Source organism: Hypericibacter terrae, from assembly GCF_008728855.1.
In the GTDB taxonomy this organism is placed as follows: domain Bacteria; phylum Pseudomonadota; class Alphaproteobacteria; order Dongiales; family Dongiaceae; genus Hypericibacter; species Hypericibacter terrae.
This window is the reverse complement of sequence record NZ_CP042906.1, coordinates 4,697,189-4,716,894: the sequence shown is the minus strand read 5'-3', so window position 1 is coordinate 4,716,894 and position 19,706 is coordinate 4,697,189. Positions and strand designations below refer to the sequence as shown.

The window sequence follows — 19,706 nt, the reverse complement described above, 5'->3', positions numbered from 1 at the left end:
TCATGAGCGCCGAATTCACAACGACGCTCGACAGCGACTGGTATGTGGACCCCGAGATCTACGCCCGGGAGATGGCGACGATCTTCGGGCGCGAATGGCTGCTGGTCGGTCATCGCCATGAGCTGGCGCGAGCTGGCGAGTATCTCGCGACCGAGCTCGCCGGGCGGCGGATATTCGTCCTCGCCGGAAAGGATGGCGGGCTCCGCGCCTTCCACAATGTCTGCCGCCATCGCGCGGCGCAGCTGCTGCCCGAGGGCAACGGCCAATGCGGCGTGCTGCGCTGTCCCTATCACGGCTGGGTCTATGACCATGATGGCCGGCTGAAGAAGCGGCCGGGCTTTGCCGAGGAGGAGAGCTTCGACGGCGCGGCGCTCGGGCTGTTCCCGGTCCGCGTCGAGGAGTGGCGCGGCTTCGTCTTCGTCAATCTCGATCCGCAAGCCGGAGATCTCCTGTCGGGCCTGGGCGACATGGCGGCCGCGACGCAGGGCGTGCCGCTCGAACGCTACCGCTTCCACAAGCGGCAGAGCTACGAACTCGACTTCAACTGGAAGACCTATACCGACAATTATCTCGACGCTTACCACATCCCCTATCTGCATCCGCAGCTCGCGGCCGATCTCGACATGGCGACTTATCGCGTCGTGAATGGCGATCGCGTCTCGGTTCACCATGCGTCTCCGCGGGCGAAGGCGCCGGCCGGAGAGACCGGCGCTTATCAGGGCCTCTTCCTATGGCGCTGGCCCAACAACAGCCTCGGCGTCTATGCCGGCGGCTTCAATATCTGCCGCATCCTGCCGCAATCGGTGTCGCGGCTGCGGCTGCTGTTCGATTTCTATTTCGATCCCGAGGCCGGTTTCAGCGAGGCCGAGAAGGATCGCAAGGCCGCCATGACCTGCCAGGTGGTCGAGGAGGATTTCCCGATCTGCAGCCAGGTGCAGCGCAATCTCGAAGTCGGGGTCTACCGGTCCGGCCCGCTCAACCCGCGCCTCGAGACCGGCGTCGCCTATTTTCACGACCTCGTGCGGCGCGCCGTCGGCAACAGGCCCTGAAGCCCGAAACTCGTCGGGCCCTGTTGCTGCCAGGCGACGGCAGCCAGCAGCAGGGCGGCGAATCCGATCAGGCGGAATTCGAACGGCAGGCCGAGCATGATCAGGACGCTGTCGATGGCCGTCATCAGCAGGCTGGCGCCGATGGCGGCGAGGATGCTGCCGCGCCCGCCCAGGAACGAGATGCCGCCGAGTGTGGCCGCCAGCAGCGTCGGTGTCAGATAGGTATCGGCGAAGCCGATTTTATACTGGCCGGCGAAGCCCGCCATCATCAGGCCGAACAGCGCCGCCATCAGTGCGCTGAGGATATAAGCGCCACGCCGCCAGCCCCGCCCGTAACGATCGACGCCCCATCCGAGAGCCAAAAACGAAGGGACGGCCAGCCATACGATCGGCGGCAGGCCCAGCCATCGCGTCGTCGCCAGCATCGTCAAGGCGGGCGGGGCGAAGCCGCTGGGCGATTCCACCACCAGCGCATCCGCCGCGGTCAGGAGCAGGCCGCCGATGGCGAGGCTCAGCACGACGATGCCGCGATGCAGGCGCGGCGCGAGGCTGCCCTGCACCCAGCCGATGCCGAGCGCGAGGGTCAGGATCGCCAGCAATGACAGCGGCAGGTTTTCATTCTGGCCTTGCGTCAATGTGACCACGGTCATGCCGGCAAAGGCGATCAGCGCCGGCATGGCGAGATCGAAGCCGCCCGCCCGCAACACGGCGCCCTGGCCGACGGCCAGCAGCGGCAGCAGCGCCGCGATCGTCAGCAGGTCGCGATTACCCGGCTGGATGAGCATCAGCAGGAGGATCGAGGCCAGTCCGAGCGCCAGCAGCGGCAGTCCGTTCGGGGCACCCGATGACGCTGGCATCGGCGGCGCCGAGATGGCGCTGCCCGGATGGCGGCGTACCAGCGCGATGCAGAGGGCCACGCCCAGCAGCAGCCAGATCGAATCGAAACCCGTGCCGAGGTAATCGTCGAGCCCGATCGGTAGCAGCAGATTGCCCGTCGCCGAGACGATGAGCGCGCCCAGCAGCGATCCCAGCACCGATCCGGCGCGCAGACCCGGCACGCCGCCGCCCAACGCCACCGCCGCATAGATCTGCAGCAGCAGCGGCGCCCCCATCACCATGTCGATCGCGCCGACCTGCGCCGCCAGGAACACGCCGGTCGCGCCATAACCGAGGCCGGCGACGATATAGGCGAGGATGCGCCAGCGGGCCGCCGGCAGCGCGTGACGTTGCGCCAGCGTCGGCCGGCGTCCGATGGCCGAGAGCCCGCGGCCGAGCGCCGAGCGCTGCAACGCCAGACCGGCCAGGCAGACGGCTGCAATCAGCAGGACGGGCAGTCCCCAGGAGCCCTGGGCCAGCGCATCCTGGAGGATCGGCGCCGCATCGGGCGCCATCACCGCATTGGCGGCGAGATATTGCGCCAGGCTCGCGACCGCGACGCTGGTGGCGAAGGTGACGGCCGTCGAGGGCAGGCGCGCCGCGCCGATGAGGATGCCGTTGACGGCACCGATGGCGCCGCCCGCGGCGATGCCGAGCAGGATCCAGAGCAGGGCATCGGCGCCGTTCGCGATCGGCGCCGTCGCGACCATCGCATTCACGAGGAGGGCGGCCGATCCGGCCGCCAGCCCCTGGCCGCCGGCCAGCACGGGCATCGTCTGCGTCATCGCCGAGAGTGCCAGCGGCGTCGCGGCCATCAGCCAGATGGCGATATCCATGGAACCGAGCGCGCTATGGCTGACGGCGATCCAGAGGACCAGCAGGGCCGCCAGCAGCAGCGCCTCGATCGCGACAAGGCGCCGATCCTGGAGCCGCGGGGCCAGCGCGAGGATCAGGTGACGGGCGAGTGCAGTCTTCATGAGGCGTCATCCTGGCGCGCCCCCGGACACCGTTTCCAGCGCAAAGCATCGTCTGCGCGCCAAGAGGGCCTCGCTTCGCCCCTTGCAGGTAAATTTTACACGCTGCTTAGTAGGGGCCGCCGAAGAAACCGACAGGGAGACAGCCGGCCATGGAGATCAAGGTTCTCGTCGATTGCAAGACGATCCTCGGCGAAGGCCCTTTGTGGGATGTCGAGGAGCAGCGGCTCTATTGGATCGACAGCTTCGGCAACAAGGTCTGGCGCGCGACCGCGGAGGGCAAGGAGATCAAGACCTGGGATGTGCCGGCCAAGATCGGGTCGATGGCGCTGCGGCGCAAAGGCGGCGCCGTGCTCTCGCTCCAGACCGGGTTCCATTTCCTCGACTTCAAGACCGGCAAGACCGAGCTGATTTACGACCCCGAGCCGGACAAGCCCACGACTCGCATCAATGACGGCAAGGTCGACAAGCGGGGCCGCTTTCTCGCCGGCTCGATGGACACGCTGGAGGCGGGCGCGATCGGCGCGCTCTATCGCCTCGATCCGGATCTCAGCGTGCATAAGCTCGAGGAGGGCATCATCTGCTCCAACGGCCCCTGCTGGAGCCCCGACGGCAAGACCTTCTACTTCTCCGATTCCTGGTCGGAGGCGATCTCGGTCTATGACTACGACCTCGAGACCGGCACGCCCTCGAACAAGCGCACCTTCTGTTCCGTAAAGGGCACGGGCGGCGCGCCCGACGGCGCCACGGTCGATGCCGAGGGCTATGTCTGGATGGCGCTGGTCTATGCCGGCGAGATCCGCCGCTACGCGCCCGACGGCCGGCTCGACCGCACCATCAAGATGCCGGTGCTGAAGGTCACCAGCGTCAATTTCGGCGGGCCCAATCTCGACGTGCTCTATGTGACGTCGATGGCGAAGCCGCCCTTGCCGCGCTTCCCGGAAGACGGGCCGCTCGGCGGCAGCCTCTTCGCCATCACCGGGCTCGGCGTCAAAGGCGTGCCGGAGCCGCGCTTCGCCGGCTGACCGCCGCTTCGCGTCCTATTCCGCAACTGCGTAAGGGAACAGCATGGGTTGTTCCCCGCGGATGGATTCCGCCTTGTCCGGCGCGGATTTAGGAAAACGATTGCTGCTTTTTTCATCAATGCTGCAACGCCGTTCCTGAGGGAGACTGCGGCGGAAATGCGGGGTTGGGCAAAAACAAGGCAGTCCTGATGCCATCTTGACCAGGCTTTTGCCTTGATGGCAGGCTGGGTCGATCAAAAAAACGGCGGATGTCTCGCTCCCGGATCTCAACGGGGGCGGGCGGCCCGCCCATAAAAGGAAATCCTTTTCCCTGAGATATGCCTCCGGGGAAAAGCCACTGGGAGGCAGGCATGGTTTCGATCGACCTCCTTGTTCCCGCCCGGAACGAGCTTGGCGAAGGGCCCTTGTGGGACGTCGCCGAGCAGCGGCTCTATTGGATCGACAGCCTCGGCAAGTCGATCTGGAGCTGCAACGAATCCGGCCATGACGTGCGCTGGTGGCCGGTGCCGGAGCATATCGGCTCGATGGCCCTGCGCGAGCGCGGCGGCGCCGTCCTGGCGCTGCGCAACGGATTCCATTTCTTCGACTTCGCCACCGCCAGGGCGACGCCGATCGCCGATCCCGAGGCCGATCGCCCCAACACGCGCTTCAACGACGGCAAGGTCGACCGCCGCGGCCGCTTCATCGCCGGCACGATGGATTACGAGGAGAAGCGCGACAATTGCGGCCTGCACAGCCTCGGGACCGACGGAAGCACGCAGCAGCTCGACCAGGGCATCATCTGCTCCAACGGCCCCTGCTGGAGCCCGGACGGCAAGACACTGTATTTCGCCGACACCTGGAAGAAGACGATCTACGCCTATGACTACAACCTTGCCACCGGTGCCGTGACCAACAAACGTCCCTGGGTGGTGACGAAGGACCCAGGCGCTCCCGACGGCTCGACCGTCGACGCCGAGGGCTTTCTCTGGAACGCGCAGGTCTATGGCAACCGGATCGTGCGCTATGCGCCGGACGGGCGCATCGACCGTGAGATCGAGTTCCCGGTGCGCAGCCTCACCAGCGTCATGTTCGGCGGCCCCAATCTCGACATCCTTTATGTCACCTCGATGGCGCGCGCGATCAACGGCGTGCCGCCGAAGGAGCCGGAGGCGGGTCATCTCTTCGCTGTGAAGGGTCTGGGCGTGCGCGGCCTGCCCGAACCGCGTTTCGCCGGCTAGAGAGCGCGAGGCGCAATGACGATGACGCGACCTGCCATTGGCGGCGGACCGATCCGGGGCATCAGGGGCTCTCGCCCCTCCGGAAAGGTGACGATCGAGCATGTCGCGGAGAAGGCCGGCGTCTCGATCGCGACCGTGTCGCGCGTCCTCAACGGCATCGATAAGAAGGTCTCGGAGGAGACCATCGAGCGCGTGCGCGCCGTCATCACCGAAATGGGCTATCGCCCGACCCGCGTCGGGCGCGCGCTGCGCCGGCTCGAGAGCCATCTCGTCGGCATGCTCATTCCCGACACCACCAACGCCTTCTATGCCGCGATCGCCCATTCGGTCGAGGCGGCTCTGCGCGCCGATTCGACCGCCATGATCCTCTGCAACACGGCCGAGAATCCGGTCGTGCAGGATGCCTATCTCGACGAGATGGAGGGCCATCTCGCGCGCGGCATCGCATTGCTGGGTGCCGTCGCGAGTCCGGGCCTCGACCGGCTGGTGGCGAGCGCCGCGCCGCTCGTCTTCATGAATCGCAAGCCGCCCATGCCGGGCGGCGGTCCCTTCGTCGGGATCGACAATTATGCCGCGGGCCGCGAGATCGGCACGCATTTCGTCGAGCGCAACTATCAGCGCTGCGCGGTCATCCATGGCCCCGCGGCTTCGTCGGCCAGCCGCGAGCGCTTCGAAGGCTTTCGCGACGGGCTCGCCGCCGAAGGCGTCAGGCTCGATGACCGCTCCATCCATGAGGCGGCCCTCACCATGTCGGCCGGCTATTCCGCCGCGGTCGAGCTGCTCGATCGCGCGCCCCTGCCGCGTGCGGTTTTCTGCGGCAATGATCTCATCGCCTACGGCGTCCATCGGCGCTGCCGCGAGGTGGGCTTGCGGGTGCCGGCCGATGTCGCGCTCTTCGGCTTCGACGACAATCCGCTGAACGAGTGGCTGGCGCCCTGGCTCAGCACCGTTCATGTGCCCTACGAGCAGTTCGGGCCCGCAGCCCAGCGCGTGTTCCAGCGCCTGTGGGACGCCAAACCCGGCATCCGGCAGCATCAGGAATTGCTGCCCTATCGCCTTGTCTTCCGGGCATCCGCATGAACCCGCGCGGGCCTGCCCGTCATGGCTCTCGACCATCAGGGGTTTCCGGTCGAGTTCGGCTACCGGCTTGTTTCACTGAAGGAGTTGCTTGGCTGACGACATCACTGGCTTACCGGAGTGCACGGGCTACCTATCGATCGCAAGTAAAAACCAACGGGAGGAACGAATGCGCATTTCGATCAGACGAGTCCTGATAGGCCTGGCAGGCGCCATGGCCCTCAGCCTCGGCTTGGCGTCCCATCCGGGCGACGCGGCTGCCGAAAAATACAAGATCTATCTGAGCATGAGCTTCATCGGCAATGACTGGCAGGCCGAGGCGGCGAACATGATCAAGGCCATGGCGGCCCACAAGTCGATGGCCGACAAGGTCGATCTGCAGATCCAGGTGGCGGGCCCCAACGCCCAACGCCAGATCCAGCAGATCAACTCGATGGTGCAGGCGGGTGCCAAGGCGATCATCGTGTTCCCGATCTCGCCGACCGCGCTCAACCAGGTGGTGAAGAACGCCTGCGACAAGGGCGTCGTCGTCATCGCCTATGACGCCGAGATCACCGAGCCTTGCGCCTACAACGTCCATATCGACCAGCATGAAGCGGGCCGCGTCACGGCCGAATGGCTGGCGAAGAAGCTGAACGGCAAGGGCGACATCGTCATCCTGACCGGCGTGCCGGGCACGTCGGTCGATACGCAGCGCACCGAAGCCGCGAAGGAAGTCTTCGCGAAGTATCCGGACATCCACATCGTCGCCGAGTCCGTCGGCATGTGGAGCCAGGCCGTGTCCCGCACCGAGCTGTCGAAGATCCTCGCCACGCGCGGCTGGGACAAGATCGACGGTCTCTGGCTGCAGGTCGGTTGCTACACGGCGAACTCGATGCAGGTCGAATCCGGCATCAGCCCGGACAAGCTCAAGCCCTGCGCCGGCGAAGGTGCCAATGGCGGCCGCATCCAGATGCTGCCGGTCGGTACCGAAGTCGAAGGGGCGAACGCCACCTATACGCCGATGAACGCGCCGCGCATCTCCTACGCCTCGCCGCCCTATTCGGGCGCGCTGGCGCTGAAGCTCGCGGTGCAGAAGCTCGAGGGCAAGGAGATCCCGAAGCTGACCATCCTGCCGCTGCCGATCGTGACCAACGACACGATCAAGCTCTGCAAGGAAGGCACCTGGGCGGAAATGAAGGCGGGCTGCAATGCCTTCCAGCCGTCGCTGGTTCCGAATCCGGGCTGGTTCGCCTCGATCTACTCCGAACAGACCCCCGAGGTCGGCCTGCAGGGCGCCCTCGTCGGTCAGCCGGAAGAATGATCTGACGCCTGGCAAAGGCTGCCGGTCGCAGACGGGCATCGGCCCGTTCCGCCGCCGGCAGCCGGCGCCGGATCGATTTGAGACGCCTGAGCATGGCCGAGAAGCAAGGTTCCTGAAGCCGATGGACGCAACGCAGCCCGCCATCTCGATCCGCAACGCGCGCAAGGCGTTCGGCGCCACGGTGGCGCTGGACGACGCCAGTTTCGACGTTACGGCGGGAACCGTTCACGCGCTGCTGGGCGAGAACGGCGCCGGCAAATCCACCATGGTCAAGATGCTGAGCGGGTTGCTGCATCCCGACAGCGGCGAGATCCGGGTGTTCGGCCAGGGTTGCCATCTGTCCAACTCGCGCGACGCCCATCGCCTCGGCATCCAGACCGCCTTCCAGGAAATGACCCAGGTGCGCGACCTGACGGTTACGCAGAACATGCTGCTGCCCTACGAGCCCACCTCCTGGTGGGGCTCGGTCCGCCGCCGCGCGGCCGAGGAGACCGTCAAATCCCATCTCGAATCGCTGGGCCTCGGCGAGATCGATCCCCGCGCCGAGGTGCGCGACCTCGACCTGCCGCTGCGCCAGAAGATCGAAATCGCCCGCGCCATCCTGCGCCGTCCGCGCATCCTGCTGCTGGACGAGCCGACCTCGACCCTGTCGGGCCGCGATATCGACTGGCTGGGCGACCTTATCGCCAAGCTCAAGGCGAACGGCACCACCGTTGTCTTCATCTCGCACCGCATGCCCGAGGTGCGCCGCTTCTGCGACGTGCTCACGGTCCTGCGCAACGGCAAGGATATCGGCACCTCGCGGGTCGATGCGATCAGCGACGACGAGGTCATCAAGATGATCATCGGCCGGTCGCTGGCGGCGACCTTCCCGCCGCGCAAGCCGCCGCGCCCCGCGACGGGCGCGCCGGCGCTCGCCGGCCGTCATCTCTGCACCGGCGGCCGTCTTGCCGACGCTTCCTTTGCCCTTGCGCCGGGCGAGGTGCTGGGCATCGCCGGTCTCCAGGGCATGGGACAGCTCGAGCTGTTTCTCGCCTGCTTCGGCATGACGCGGTTGCAATCGGGCAGTATCGAAGTCGACGGCAAGCCGATCCTGCTGGCTTCGCCCCGGGACGCCGTGCGCGCCAATATCGGCATCAGCCTGGTGCCGGAGGACCGCAAGACCGAGGCCCTGTTCCTGAAGCTCGACGGTTTGCGCAACATGTCGCTGCCCGTCATCGACCGCTTCACGCGCTTCGGCTTCATCGACAAGGCCGCCGAGCGCGAGGCGGTCGGCCGGGTGCTCGATCGCGTCCAGGTCCAGCCGCGCGCGCTCTATACCCGCATCTCGGCCTTCAGCGGCGGCAACCAGCAGAAGATGGCGATCGGCAAATGGCTGCTGGCCGAGAGCCGCACCCTGCTGATGTACGATCCGACGCGCGGCGTCGATGTCGGCACCAAGCATGAGCTCTATATGCTGATCCGCGACTTCGCCGATGCCGGCGGCGCGGTGCTGTTCTATTCGACCGAGATCGCGGAGCTGGTCAATCTCTGCGACCGGGTCCTGGTCATGTATGGCGGGCGCGTCGTGCGCGAGCTCTCGAACAGCGCCATCTCCGAGGAGAGGATCATGCGCGCGGCCTTGGGCGAGACCCACGATGAGGCGGCGAAGAATGGTGCCGTCGCCCGGCCGGCCACCGTCGCCGCCGGGAGCATGCACTGATGGCGACCCTGGCACTCCATCGCGGCCGTCCGTCGCGCCTGGGCCTGTCGCTCGCCCGAAACCGCGGGCTGATCGTCGTCATCGCCGTCTTCGTGGCGCTGCTCTCCTTCATCATGGCCATCACGCCCGGCCCCTTCAGCTATTTCGAAGTCAGCTTCATGTCGAGCGGCAGCGCCAGCCTGGCGCTCGCGGCCATGGGGCAGACCGTGGTGATCCTGAGCGGCGGGTTCGACCTCTCCGCCGGCGCCGTGGTGTCGCTGGTCAATGTCGTCCTGGCAACGCAGATGCAGGACAGCGCCGCCTCCCAGATCGCCATGGCCTTCCTGGCGATCGGCGTCGGCGCCGGGGTCGGCGCCTTCAACGGGTTCTTCGTCGCCTTCGCGCGGCTGCAGCCGATCGTCGTGACGCTCTCGACCATGTTCCTGGTCCGCGGCGTCACGCTGCTGATCCTCGACAAGCCCGGTGGCATGATTGCCCCCGAGTTCTCCACCTTCTTCACCGGCGATGCCATCCCCGGCCTCCTGCCCGCGCCCCTGGTCGTGCTGGCGGTGGCCGCGGTCATCTGGCTCCTGATCAAGAACTCCCGCTACGGCACCGGCCTCTATGCCGTCGGCAGCGACGAGGATGCGGCGCGGTCGGCCGGCATCCGCGTGCGCTGGGTCAAGTTCTTCACCTACACCATCGCGGGCGGCTTCTATGGCGCGGCCGGCATGTTCATCAGCGCCCAGACCGGCGGCGGCGATCCCCTGATCGGCAACCCGGTCCTGCTGCAGACCTTCACGGCGGTGGTGCTGGGCGGAACGCTCCTCGGCGGCGGTCGCGGCGGCGCCATCGGCTCGATCGTCGGCGCCTACACCCTGACCCTGATGGTCAACATCCTGCTGGTGCTGAACGTCTCCGCCTATTACTCGTCGGTGACCGAGGGTGTGGTGCTGGTGCTGGCGGTGCTGGCCGGCTCGATCAACCGGCAATCGCCGATCGCGCATTACTTCCATCAGGTCCGGCTCAATCTGAAGGCGCGGCGCGAGGGATCGCTCCCGTCCCGTTTCCTCCATAGCGAGAAGGCCCGGCCGGCGCCGCGGCTCGCCACCCAGTCGCACGCCGCCGCCGAGGCGCAGAAGGTTCCCTGGGTCCGCCGCAACGCCGAGCTGCTGCGCTTCATCCTGCCGGCCTATGTCTGCCTGATCGCCGTGATCGTGGTCACGCAGTTCGTCTATGGCGGGAGCACGATCTTCGGCTGGAAATATTACGACTCCCTGATCGTGCTGGGCTCGTTCCTCGCGATCCTGGCGCTGGGGCAGGGGAGCACCATCCTGACCGGCGGCCTCGATCTCTCCATTCCCTGGACCATCGGCTTCTGCGGCATTCTCGCCGCCGGCCTCATCCGCGGCTCCGACGAGGCAGCCGTCTGGGTGATCCCGATGGTGCTCGCGATCGGCGCGCTGATCGGCACCTTCAATGGGCTGGGCGTGGTGCTGCTGGGCCTGCCGCCGATCGTCATCACGCTCGCGACCAACGGCATCCTTCAGGGCTTCGCGCTGGTCTACAGCAATGGCACGCCCGACGGCTTTTCCTCGCCGACCTTGCGCTGGTTCATGACGGGAACCTTCCTCGGCGTCACGCCGGTGGTGGTGCTGGTCGTGCTCTTCGTCAGCGCCGCCCTGGTGCTGCTGGGGCGAACCGCCTTCGGCCGGCGCGTCTATGCGGTCGGCAACAGCGCCCGGGTCGCGACCCTGTCGGGCGTCGGCGTCGGCGGCACGCTCATCGGCGTCTACGCCTTGAGCGGCTTCTGCGCCGCCCTCGTCGGCATCCTGCTGACCGGCTTCAGCGGCCAGGCCAGTCTCGGCATGGGCGATGAGTATCTGCTGCCGTCGATTGCCGTGGTGGTGGTGGGCGGCACGCTCATCACCGGCGGTCGCGGTCACTATGCCGGCATGCTGGGTGGCGTGCTGCTGCTGACGGCGTTGCTGACGCTGCTGGCGGGGACGACGCTGCCCCATGCGGTGCGGGACATCATTTTCGGTCTGGTCGTGCTGGGCGCCGTGCTCGTCCTGCGCGAGCGGTCTGCGTGAGCAAATAGGATCATCATGACGGAACAAACCATCTCGGGTATCAAGCCGGGTCTGCGCGTCGTCATCACCGCCGGTGCCAGCGGCATCGGCCGGGTGATCGCCGAGACCCTGCGGGCGCATGGTGCGCGCATCCATGTCTGCGACGTGTCGCAGGAGGCGCTCGACGCCTGCCGCAAGGCGCTCCCCGACGTCGGCACCACACTGGCCGACGTCGCCGACGTCAAGCAGGTGGATCGGTTCTTCGACACGGCTCTGTCGGCGCTGGGCGGGCTCGACGTGCTGGTGAACAATGCCGGCATCGCCGGGCCGACCGCGGGCGTCGAGGATATCGATCCGGCCGAATGGGACCGGACCGTTGCCATCAATCTCAACGGCCAGTTCTACTCCGCGCGCAAGGCCGTGCCGGCCCTGCGCAAGACCCAGGACGGCGCCATCATCAATATGTCGTCGGTGGCGGGTCGGTTCGGCTATGCCTATCGCACGCCCTATGCGGCGACGAAATGGGCGATCGTGGGATTCACCGAGAGCCTGGCGAAGGAGCTCGGGCCGGCCGGGATCCGGGTCAATGCCATTCTGCCCGGCGTGGTCGAGGGCCCGCGCATCCAACGCGTGATCTCCGCCCGCGCCCAGGCGACCGGCGTCCCCTACGAGACCATGGAACTGGAATATAAGAACAAGGCGTCGCTGCGCCGCATGGTCAGCGCGCAGGATGTCGCCAACATGGCGCTGTTCCTCTGCTCGCCCGCCGGCCGCAATATCTCCGGGCAGGCGCTCAGCGTCTGCGGCAATGTGGAGACGCTGTGATCAATTTCACGACTGTCCGCCACTTCTGCTTATCCCCTCCCCCCTTGAGGGGGAGGTTAGGGTGGGGGGTGATCGAAGAACGCGATGCTGCGGGATATTTCTCGCCGTGAACGACGCCTGCACCGAGACTGTGGCCACCCCCACCCCAGCCTCCCCCTCAAGGGGGGAGGTGAAGGAAGGGGAGAGGAAACGAAGAAGCGACCGACGGCGTAATTGATTCCAGGAAGCGAATGCCATCATGACGAGCCAGACATCCCCCAAAGTCGCCGTCGTCGGCGCCGGTCTCATCGGCCGGGCCTGGGCGATCACCTTTGCGCGGGGCGGCGCGAACGTCGCGCTCTACGACCCCCAGGCCGGGGCCGCGGCGGCGGCGTTGGGATTCGTCGACGGGGTGCTGGACGATCTGGCCGCCAATGGGTTGTTGCGCGGCGCCAGCCCGGCGACCGTGCGCGGGCGGATGAGCGTCGCGAAGAGTCTCAAGGAAGCGCTCGAGGGCGCCGCCCATGTCCAGGAGAACGCGCCCGAGAAGCTCGAGGCCAAGATCCCGATCTGGGCCGAGATGGACGCCATCGCCGGACCCGACACGATCCTCGCGAGCTCGACCTCCGCCATTCTGCCGTCGAAATTCACCGAAAAGCTCAAGGGCCGCCATCGCTGCGTCGTGGTCCATCCGATCAACCCGCCCTATCTGGTGCCGGCGGTCGAGGTGGTGCCGGCGCCCTGGACCGCGCAGGCGACGGTCGATCGTACCGCCGCCTTCATGCGCGAGCTGGGCCAGGCGCCGATCGTGATGAAGCGCGAGCTCGACGGCTTCGTCATGAACCGGATGCAGGGGGCCCTGCTGCAGGAGGCCTTCCGCCTCGTGGCCGACGGCTACGCCACGACCGAGGATATCGACATCGGGATCCGCGACGGGCTGGGCCTGCGCTGGGCCTTCATGGGACCGTTCGAGACCATCGATCTCAACGCGCCCGGCGGCGTGCGCGACTACATCGCGCGCTATGAAGGCATCTATCAGCGGCTCTGGCCGAGCCAGCAGCATATCGCCTCCTGGGCGGCGACTTCCGACCAGGTGGAGAAGGAGCTGGAAGCCGGACTGCCGCGCGACCGGATGAACGAACGTCAGGCCTGGCGCGACCGCCGGCTGATGGCGCTGGTCGCGCATAAGCGCGACGCCTCACGGAAGATCAAGAAGTAAAGGAACCAGACCATGGCACAAGCACGCAAGGTCATCATCACCTGCGCGGTGACGGGATCGATCCATACCCCCACCATGTCGGAACATCTGCCGATTACGCCGGACGAGATCGCGAAAGAGTCGATCGCCGCCTGGGAGGCCGGCGCCTCCATCATCCATCTCCATGCCCGCGATCCCAAGGACGGGCGCCCGACGCCCAGCCCCGACGTCTTCATGCAGTTCCTGCCGCGCATCAAGCAGAACACCGACGCCGTCATCAACATCACCACCGGTGGCGGCCACGGCATGACCCTGCAGGAGCGGCTCGCCGCACCGCTCAAGGCCAGCCCGGAGATGACCTCGCTCAATATGGGCTCGATGAATTTCGGGCTCTATCCGATGCTCGACCGCTACAAGACCTTCAAATATGAGTGGGAGCAGAAGCATCTCGAGAACAGCCGCGACTTCATCTTCCGCAACACCTTCAAGGATATCGAGTATGTGCTGAAGGAGCTGGGCGAGGGGCATGGCACGCGCTTCGAGTTCGAATGCTACGACGTGGGCCATCTCTACACCCTGGCCCATTTCCTCGACCGCAAGCTGGTGAAGCCGCCGCTCTTCGTGCAGACGATCTTCGGCATCCTTGGCGGCATCGGCGCCGATCCGGAGAACCTGATGCATATGCGCCGCATCGCCGACAAGCTGTTCGGCGAGGATTATCAATGGAGCGTGCTGGCGGCGGGCCGCCACCAGATGCCGTTCGTGTCGATGGCGGCGCTCAATGGCGGCAATGTCCGCGTCGGCCTCGAGGACAGTCTCTATCTCGGCAAGGGCCAGATGGCCAAGAGCAACGCCGACCAGGTCCGCAAGATCCGCCACATCATCGAGACCCTGTCGATGGAAGTCGCCACCGCGGCCGAGGCGCGCCAGATCCTGCATCTCAAGGGCGGGGACCGGACGACGTTTTGATTTGATCGCTCTGCTCTGATTCTAAGCTTCGAGCGGGATCGAGGATCGACGTCTTCGCTCTATCCTGAAGCGACCCCTCCCCCTACCCCCTCCCGCAAGGGGAGGGGGCTGGGACAATTCTTGATTCATCTCTGCTGTGGCGCGGGAGATGAACGGAAAGCGGAGGGCTCAGAAAAAAACTCACGCCCCCTTCCCTTGCGGGAGGGGGTAGGGGAGGGGTCTTCTCGGTATTGCAAGAAAGCGCCCGTTCTCCCGGGCCATGAGCCAAGCCGTGAAACCGGCCGCCTTGACGGCTGTCTATCATATAGACATAACTATATCATATTGTGATATATCGACGCCGCCGCGCTCCATCGCCCGCGGCGAGGGGAACGATGTCCGACCGCTTCGACCGCTGGCTGCCCTGGATCTATTCGCTGCCGATGATCGCGTTCGTCGGGCTGACTTTCGCCTATCCGACCTTGAGCCTGCTCACTTACAGCGTCGAGCATGTCGGGCGCTCGGCCTATCTGCCGACCACCTTCGTCGGGCTGTCGAACTTCGGCTACATCGCCACCGATTCGCTGTTCCACCGCGCCATCGGCAACAATCTGCGGCTGTTCCTCTGCGTGCCGGTGCTGCTGGTCTTGAGCGTTCTCCTGGCGCAGTTGCTCCATGACCGGCCGCAGGGCTGGAAGGTCTATCGCTCGATCCTCTTCATCCCCTACATCCTGTCGATCCCGGTGGTCGGCGTCGTGTTCGGCTATCTGTTCCAGTATCAGGGACAGCTGAACCAGGGCTTGCGCGCGCTGGGGCTCGATGCGCTGGCGGCCGACTGGCTCGGCAGCCCGGCCTTCGCGATGCCGACCATCATGTTCGTCATCGTCTGGAAGGAGCTGGGCTTCGGCATCATCCTCTGCCTGGCGCGGCTCAGCAGCGTCGGCGAGCAATATTACGAGGCGGCGCGGGTCGACGGCGCCAGCTGGTTTCAGGTGCTGCGCTATGTGACGGTGCCGCAGCTCACTCCGACGCTCGCCTTCTACGCGATCGTCGAGCTGATCAACATGCTCTCCTGGGTGTTCTCCTACGTCTATGTGATGACTCTCGGCGGGCCGCAGAACAGCACCGTCGTCGCCGAGTACTACATCTATCAGCAGGTGTTCCAGAACAGCCAGATCGGCGTGGGTGCGGCCGCCGGCGTCGTGCTGCTCTGCATCGTCGGGCTGCTGCTGGCCGTGCGCCAGTGGCTGACCGGCAGATTGGCGATCTATGAAAGCGAATAGCCAGGCGAGCGGCTGGCCCGCCAAGCTCCTCCAGCACGGCACCCTGATCGCCTTTGCCGGCATCGCCCTGCTGCCGCTCTATTTCATGCTGGTCAGCTCCTTCAAGACGCGCGACGAGTTCCTGAGCAACCAGTTCGGTCCGCCCGAGACGCCGGTGCTCTCGACCCTGGCCCAGTCGCTGGCCGGCGGCGATCTCTTCGGCTGGGTCCTCAATTCGCTGGCGGTGACCGTCGCCTCGGTGCTGCTCTCGACGGCGCTCGCGGCGCTGGCCGCCTATCCGATCGCGCTGATGAAATGGCGCGCCGGGCCCTATGTGCTGGGCGTGCTGATCGCGCTCATGGTGGTGCCGCCGATCGTGCTGGTGATCCCGCTGTTCCAGATCGCCGCGGCTTTGCGCCAGCTCAATACTTACCAAACCGTCATCGTCATCTATACCGGCATGCTGCTGCCCTTCTCGACCTTCCTGCTGGCGAGCTTCTTCCGCACCCTCTCGCCCTCGCTGGTCGAGGCGGCGCGCATGGATGGTGCGGGGAGCTGGCGCATCTTCCGCTCGATCCTGCTGCCCCTCTCGGGCCCGGCCCTCGCGACCGTGGTCACGGTTCAGGCCCTCTGGGTCTGGAACGAGCTCCTGATCGCCATCGTCTTCCTGCAGAGCGACCATCTGCGCACGCTCATGGTCGGCCTCACCGTCTATAATTCGCGCTATCGGATCGATGTGCCGATGGTGATGGCCGGCATGCTCTGGGGCACGCTGCCCATGCTGCTGCTCTATCTCGCCGGCCAGCGATTCTTCATCCGCGGCCTCACCGCCGGCGGCGTCAAAGGCTGACGGGCCCGCTGGCCGAATCGGCCGATGATGTATGCTCCGAATGACCCTGTTCGCCGTTGAGTTCCATTTGCCCCTCATGATCGGTTGCCGCCTCCCATGACTACGGCCCGCCCGAAAGAATCGGAGCCGGCCCCGCGCGTCCAATCGGTGGATCGCGCCATGCGCATCCTCTTCGCCGTCGCGCAGAGCAAGGATGGGCTCAAGGCGGCCGAGGTCGTCGCCTCCACTGGGCTGCCGCGCCAGGCCTGCTATCACCTGCTGCATACGCTGGTCGCGACCGGCATCCTCACCCGCTCCGGGCCCGGCAAATATGTGCTGGGCCTGCGCGTCGGGATGCTGATCGAGGGCTTCAAGCGCCAGCTGGCGCCGCCCGAGCATCTGGCGCCGGTGGTGCGCAGGATCGCCGAGGAGACGGGCGAGACCGCCTACGCGTCGGGCTGGTGGGACGGCGAGATCGTCACGCTGGTGACGGCGCGCGGCACCAGCTCGGTGCAGGCGATCGAGGTTTCGCACGGCACCTATTTCGATGCCCATGCCCGGGCCTCGGGCAAGCTGCTGCTGGCCTATTCCAGCGAGCAGGTCCGCACCGACTATCTCTCGAGCCACCGGTTGAGCCCGCGGACCCGCAAGACCATCACCACCCTGCCGAAGCTCTATGAGGAGTTCGAGCGGATCACGGCCCAGGGCTATGCGACCGATCTCGAGGAATTCTCGACCGGCCTCTGCTGCCTAGCGGTCGGGCTCGGCGGCGGCACGCAGCCCTTCGCGCTCACCATGTCGGCCCCGACCGACCGGTTCGAGCAGATGTTCCCGACCTATCTCTCGATCATGAAAAGGATCGCCGGCGAGCTCACCTGAGCCGCCGCGCCGAGCCTGACAGAACCGGCGCCGAGTCCGGGATTCCGGACTTGACGGCTTGTATCATACCGTGATGATCTATCGCTATATGATGATATCGGGATAACCGATCTCGCAACAGGGGGACCTATGGACGAGCTTTTCGAGATTCACGAGGAAGAGTTCCGCCGCTGCATCCTGCTCGGGCCGGCGCTCGAGAAGCTCTACACCGGCACCCAGTTCGGTGAAGGTCCGGTCTGGTTCGGCGATGCCAACATGTTCATCTGGAGCGACATCCCCGGCAACCGGCTGCTGCGCTACATCGACGGCCATGTTTCGGTCTTTCGCAGCCCCAGCAACCACACCAACGGCAATACGCGCGACCGCCAGGGCCGGCTCCTGAGCTGCGAGCATAGCGGCCGGCGCGTGACCCGCACCGAGCATGACGGCTCGATCACCGTCATCGCCGATTCCTATCGCGGCAACAAGCTGAACTCGCCCAACGACATCGTCGTGAAGTCGGACAACTCGATCTGGTTCACCGATCCCGCCTACGGGATCATGAACGACTGGGAAGGCATCAAGGCACCGCAGGAGCAGCCCGGCAACTACGTCTATCGCGTGGATCCGCACAATGGCGAGGTCACGCTGGTGGTCGAGGATTGCGAGTTCCCGAACGGTCTCGCATTCAGCCCCGACGAGAAGATCCTCTATGTCTCCGACACCGGCTTCACCGAGCGTGCGGGCGGGCCGCACAACATCCGCGCCTATGACATGGCGAGCGAGACCAAGCCCACGCGCAGCCGTGTCTTCGCCGAGGTCAATCCCGGCTGCTCGGACGGCTTCCGCCTCGACACCGAGGGCTATATCTGGACCAGTGCCGGCGACGGCGTGCAGCTGTTCTCTCCGGGCGGCACCCTGCTCGGCCGCATCAAGGTTCCGGAGTACATCACCAATCTCACCTTCGGCGGCCCGCGCCGGAGCCGCCTCTTCATGACAGGCCCGAACTCGCTCTGGGCGATCTATGTCAACCGCACGGGCTGCCTCAACGCTTGAGCCGGCACCGCCATCGCCTTCTGCCCAATAAAAACAACCCATGGGAGACGTCATCATGAGAATGCTCGACCGATTGAAGCGCGTCGGATTGGCGGCCGCCCTGCTGAGCGCGCTGGGCGCCGGCAGCGCGTCCGCGGATGGCTTGGGAAGCGCCTACGATCCGGCGGGCGCCGGCAAGGCGACGCTGACCCTCTGGTGGCTCGGCAACCAGGAGGTTCCGGGCATCGAGGACTGGATGAAGGAATCGATCGCGCTCTATCAGAAGAAGTATCCCAACATCACCGTCAATGCGGTGCTGCAGTCGACCGACACCTACACCACGATCCAGGGCACGGCCTGCAAGGGCGGAACGGGCCCCGATCTCTGGTACAATTGGGGCGGCATCTGGTCGCTGGAGCAGGTCTGGGGCGGCTGCACCGTTCCCAACGAAGAGGCCCTGAGCGCGGAAGACATCAAGGCCGTGCCGACCGTGGCCTCGACCCGGTGGAACGGCAAGACCTGGCTCTATCCGGTCGATGCCCGCATCTATCCGGTCATCTACAACAAGACGCTCTTCGCCAAGGCCGGCCTCGACCCGGCGAAGCCGCCGCAGAGCTGGGCGGAATTCATCGCCGCCGCCGACAACCTGAAGAAGGCCGGCATCGATCCGCTCGTCGTCGGCCTCAAGGACGGCTTCGGCGGCGAGATGCTGGCGGCCGCGTTCCAGGCGCAGGTCTATACCGTGCCGGAGCTGCTGCAGATGACGATCGGCGGCGACTTCACCGATGCCAAGTGGAAGTCATGGATCGAAAAGGTCCATGAGCTGAAGCCCTATTTCAACAACGACACCAACTCGATCAATTTCGGCGACGGGCTGGGACGCTTCCAGCAGGGCCAGGCGGCGATGATCTTCGCGGCGCCCGGATTCCAGCAGATGATCGTCGAGATGGAGAAGGGCGGCGCCGAGGTCGGCATCATGAAGGTGCCGGTGTTCGGGACGGGCAAAGAGGCCGGGTTGCTCTATATGGACACGCCTGGCTTCCAGGTCACCAGCTTCGCCCAGAACAAGGCGCTGGCCGGCAACTTCCTGGCGTTCCTCCACACCCAGGACCGGATGAAGGCGCTCTATGGGAATGTCGGCGACCTGCCGAACGATTCCCGTTGGGATACTTCGCAGATCACGCGGCCGACCGACAAGCAGCTGATGGAATGGACCAAGCCCGGCGTCAGCTTCTACCGCGCCAATTTCTACCCGACCGACATGGACGTGAACGGTAACTTCGTCGTGTTCCAGGGCATCCTCGGCGGCGACATGACGGTCGACCAGGCGGCGGCCACTTATCAGGACGTCATCACCAAATGGCGCAGCCTGCATGCCGACGAGATCGCGAACTACAAGACCTGGGCCGACTCTTTCGGCCAATAGTCGAAAGCGCTGCCCATAAGGACCAGACCTTCCGCCCCGGCGAAAGCCGGCGGCGGAAGGTCGGCTGAC

16 protein-coding genes are annotated in these 19,706 nt (G+C 65.9%); 15 read left to right on the top strand and 1 reads right to left on the bottom strand.

Going from position 1 to position 19,706, the window contains the following annotated elements; translation table 11 throughout:
• Positions 1-2: 2 nt before the first annotated feature.
• Positions 3-1,049 carry an aromatic ring-hydroxylating oxygenase subunit alpha gene (locus tag FRZ44_RS21625; protein WP_191908236.1) on the top strand — a complete coding sequence of 349 codons (1,047 nt, stop codon included), beginning with the start codon at positions 3-5 and terminating at the stop codon, positions 1,047-1,049.
• On the opposite strand, the gene FRZ44_RS21620 is transcribed toward FRZ44_RS21625, so the two are convergent.
• Entirely contained in the window at positions 1,010-2,902 is a 1,893-nt protein-coding gene (locus FRZ44_RS21620; RefSeq protein ID WP_151179127.1) for an ABC transporter permease, read from the bottom strand. The genes FRZ44_RS21625 and FRZ44_RS21620 overlap by 40 nt on opposite strands.
• A gap of 149 nt (positions 2,903-3,051) precedes the next feature.
• Here FRZ44_RS21620 and FRZ44_RS21615 point away from each other — a divergent pair, with 149 nt between their 5' ends.
• From FRZ44_RS21615 to FRZ44_RS21555, 14 genes are all read left to right on the top strand, one after another.
• A complete protein-coding gene (locus tag FRZ44_RS21615; RefSeq protein WP_151179126.1) occupies positions 3,052-3,924 on the top strand; it encodes an SMP-30/gluconolactonase/LRE family protein in 873 nt (290 codons plus the stop codon).
• A 350-nt stretch (positions 3,925-4,274) separates the two neighbouring features.
• Positions 4,275-5,144, top strand: a complete 870-nt coding sequence (locus tag FRZ44_RS21610) for an SMP-30/gluconolactonase/LRE family protein (protein WP_151179125.1) — start codon at positions 4,275-4,277, stop codon at positions 5,142-5,144.
• A gap of 87 nt (positions 5,145-5,231) precedes the next feature.
• On the top strand, positions 5,232-6,224 hold the full coding sequence (locus tag FRZ44_RS21605; RefSeq protein WP_191908235.1) for a LacI family DNA-binding transcriptional regulator: 993 nt from the start codon (positions 5,232-5,234) through the stop codon (positions 6,222-6,224).
• A 166-nt stretch (positions 6,225-6,390) separates the two neighbouring features.
• The gene (locus tag FRZ44_RS21600) at positions 6,391-7,524 is read left to right on the top strand and encodes a sugar ABC transporter substrate-binding protein (RefSeq protein WP_151179123.1); all 1,134 of its coding nucleotides are present in this window, start codon (positions 6,391-6,393) and stop codon (positions 7,522-7,524) included.
• Positions 7,525-7,645: 121 nt separating this feature from the next.
• Positions 7,646-9,226 (top strand): sugar ABC transporter ATP-binding protein, encoded by a 1,581-nt coding sequence (locus FRZ44_RS21595; RefSeq protein ID WP_151179122.1) that lies wholly within the window; start codon positions 7,646-7,648, stop codon positions 9,224-9,226.
• Positions 9,226-11,298, top strand: a complete 2,073-nt coding sequence (locus tag FRZ44_RS21590; RefSeq protein WP_151179121.1) for an ABC transporter permease — start codon at positions 9,226-9,228, stop codon at positions 11,296-11,298. Before FRZ44_RS21595 ends, FRZ44_RS21590 begins: the two co-directional genes overlap by 1 nt.
• A 15-nt stretch (positions 11,299-11,313) precedes the next feature.
• Positions 11,314-12,102, top strand: coding sequence for an SDR family oxidoreductase (locus tag FRZ44_RS21585; protein ID WP_151179120.1), 789 nt, complete (start codon positions 11,314-11,316; stop codon positions 12,100-12,102).
• 238 nt (positions 12,103-12,340) lie between these two features.
• The gene (locus FRZ44_RS27130; protein ID WP_191908234.1) at positions 12,341-13,300 is read left to right on the top strand and encodes a 3-hydroxyacyl-CoA dehydrogenase; all 960 of its coding nucleotides are present in this window, start codon (positions 12,341-12,343) and stop codon (positions 13,298-13,300) included.
• A gap of 12 nt (positions 13,301-13,312) precedes the next feature.
• On the top strand, positions 13,313-14,248 hold the full coding sequence (locus FRZ44_RS27125) for a BKACE family enzyme (RefSeq protein WP_191908233.1): 936 nt from the start codon (positions 13,313-13,315) through the stop codon (positions 14,246-14,248).
• 374 nt (positions 14,249-14,622) lie between these two features.
• Complete coding sequence (locus FRZ44_RS21575) at positions 14,623-15,510, top strand: carbohydrate ABC transporter permease (protein WP_151179119.1); 888 nt, start codon at positions 14,623-14,625, stop codon at positions 15,508-15,510.
• Positions 15,497-16,339 (top strand): carbohydrate ABC transporter permease, encoded by an 843-nt coding sequence (locus FRZ44_RS21570; protein WP_151179118.1) that lies wholly within the window; start codon positions 15,497-15,499, stop codon positions 16,337-16,339. The genes FRZ44_RS21575 and FRZ44_RS21570 overlap by 14 nt, the downstream gene beginning before the upstream one ends.
• A gap of 159 nt (positions 16,340-16,498) precedes the next feature.
• A complete protein-coding gene (locus tag FRZ44_RS21565) occupies positions 16,499-17,197 on the top strand; it encodes an IclR family transcriptional regulator (protein WP_407658014.1) in 699 nt (232 codons plus the stop codon).
• 129 nt (positions 17,198-17,326) lie between these two features.
• Positions 17,327-18,232, top strand: coding sequence for an SMP-30/gluconolactonase/LRE family protein (locus tag FRZ44_RS21560; protein WP_151179116.1), 906 nt, complete (start codon positions 17,327-17,329; stop codon positions 18,230-18,232).
• Between the two features lie 55 nt (positions 18,233-18,287).
• The gene (locus FRZ44_RS21555; protein ID WP_191908232.1) at positions 18,288-19,637 is read left to right on the top strand and encodes an ABC transporter substrate-binding protein; all 1,350 of its coding nucleotides are present in this window, start codon (positions 18,288-18,290) and stop codon (positions 19,635-19,637) included.
• Positions 19,638-19,706 lie beyond the last annotated feature (69 nt).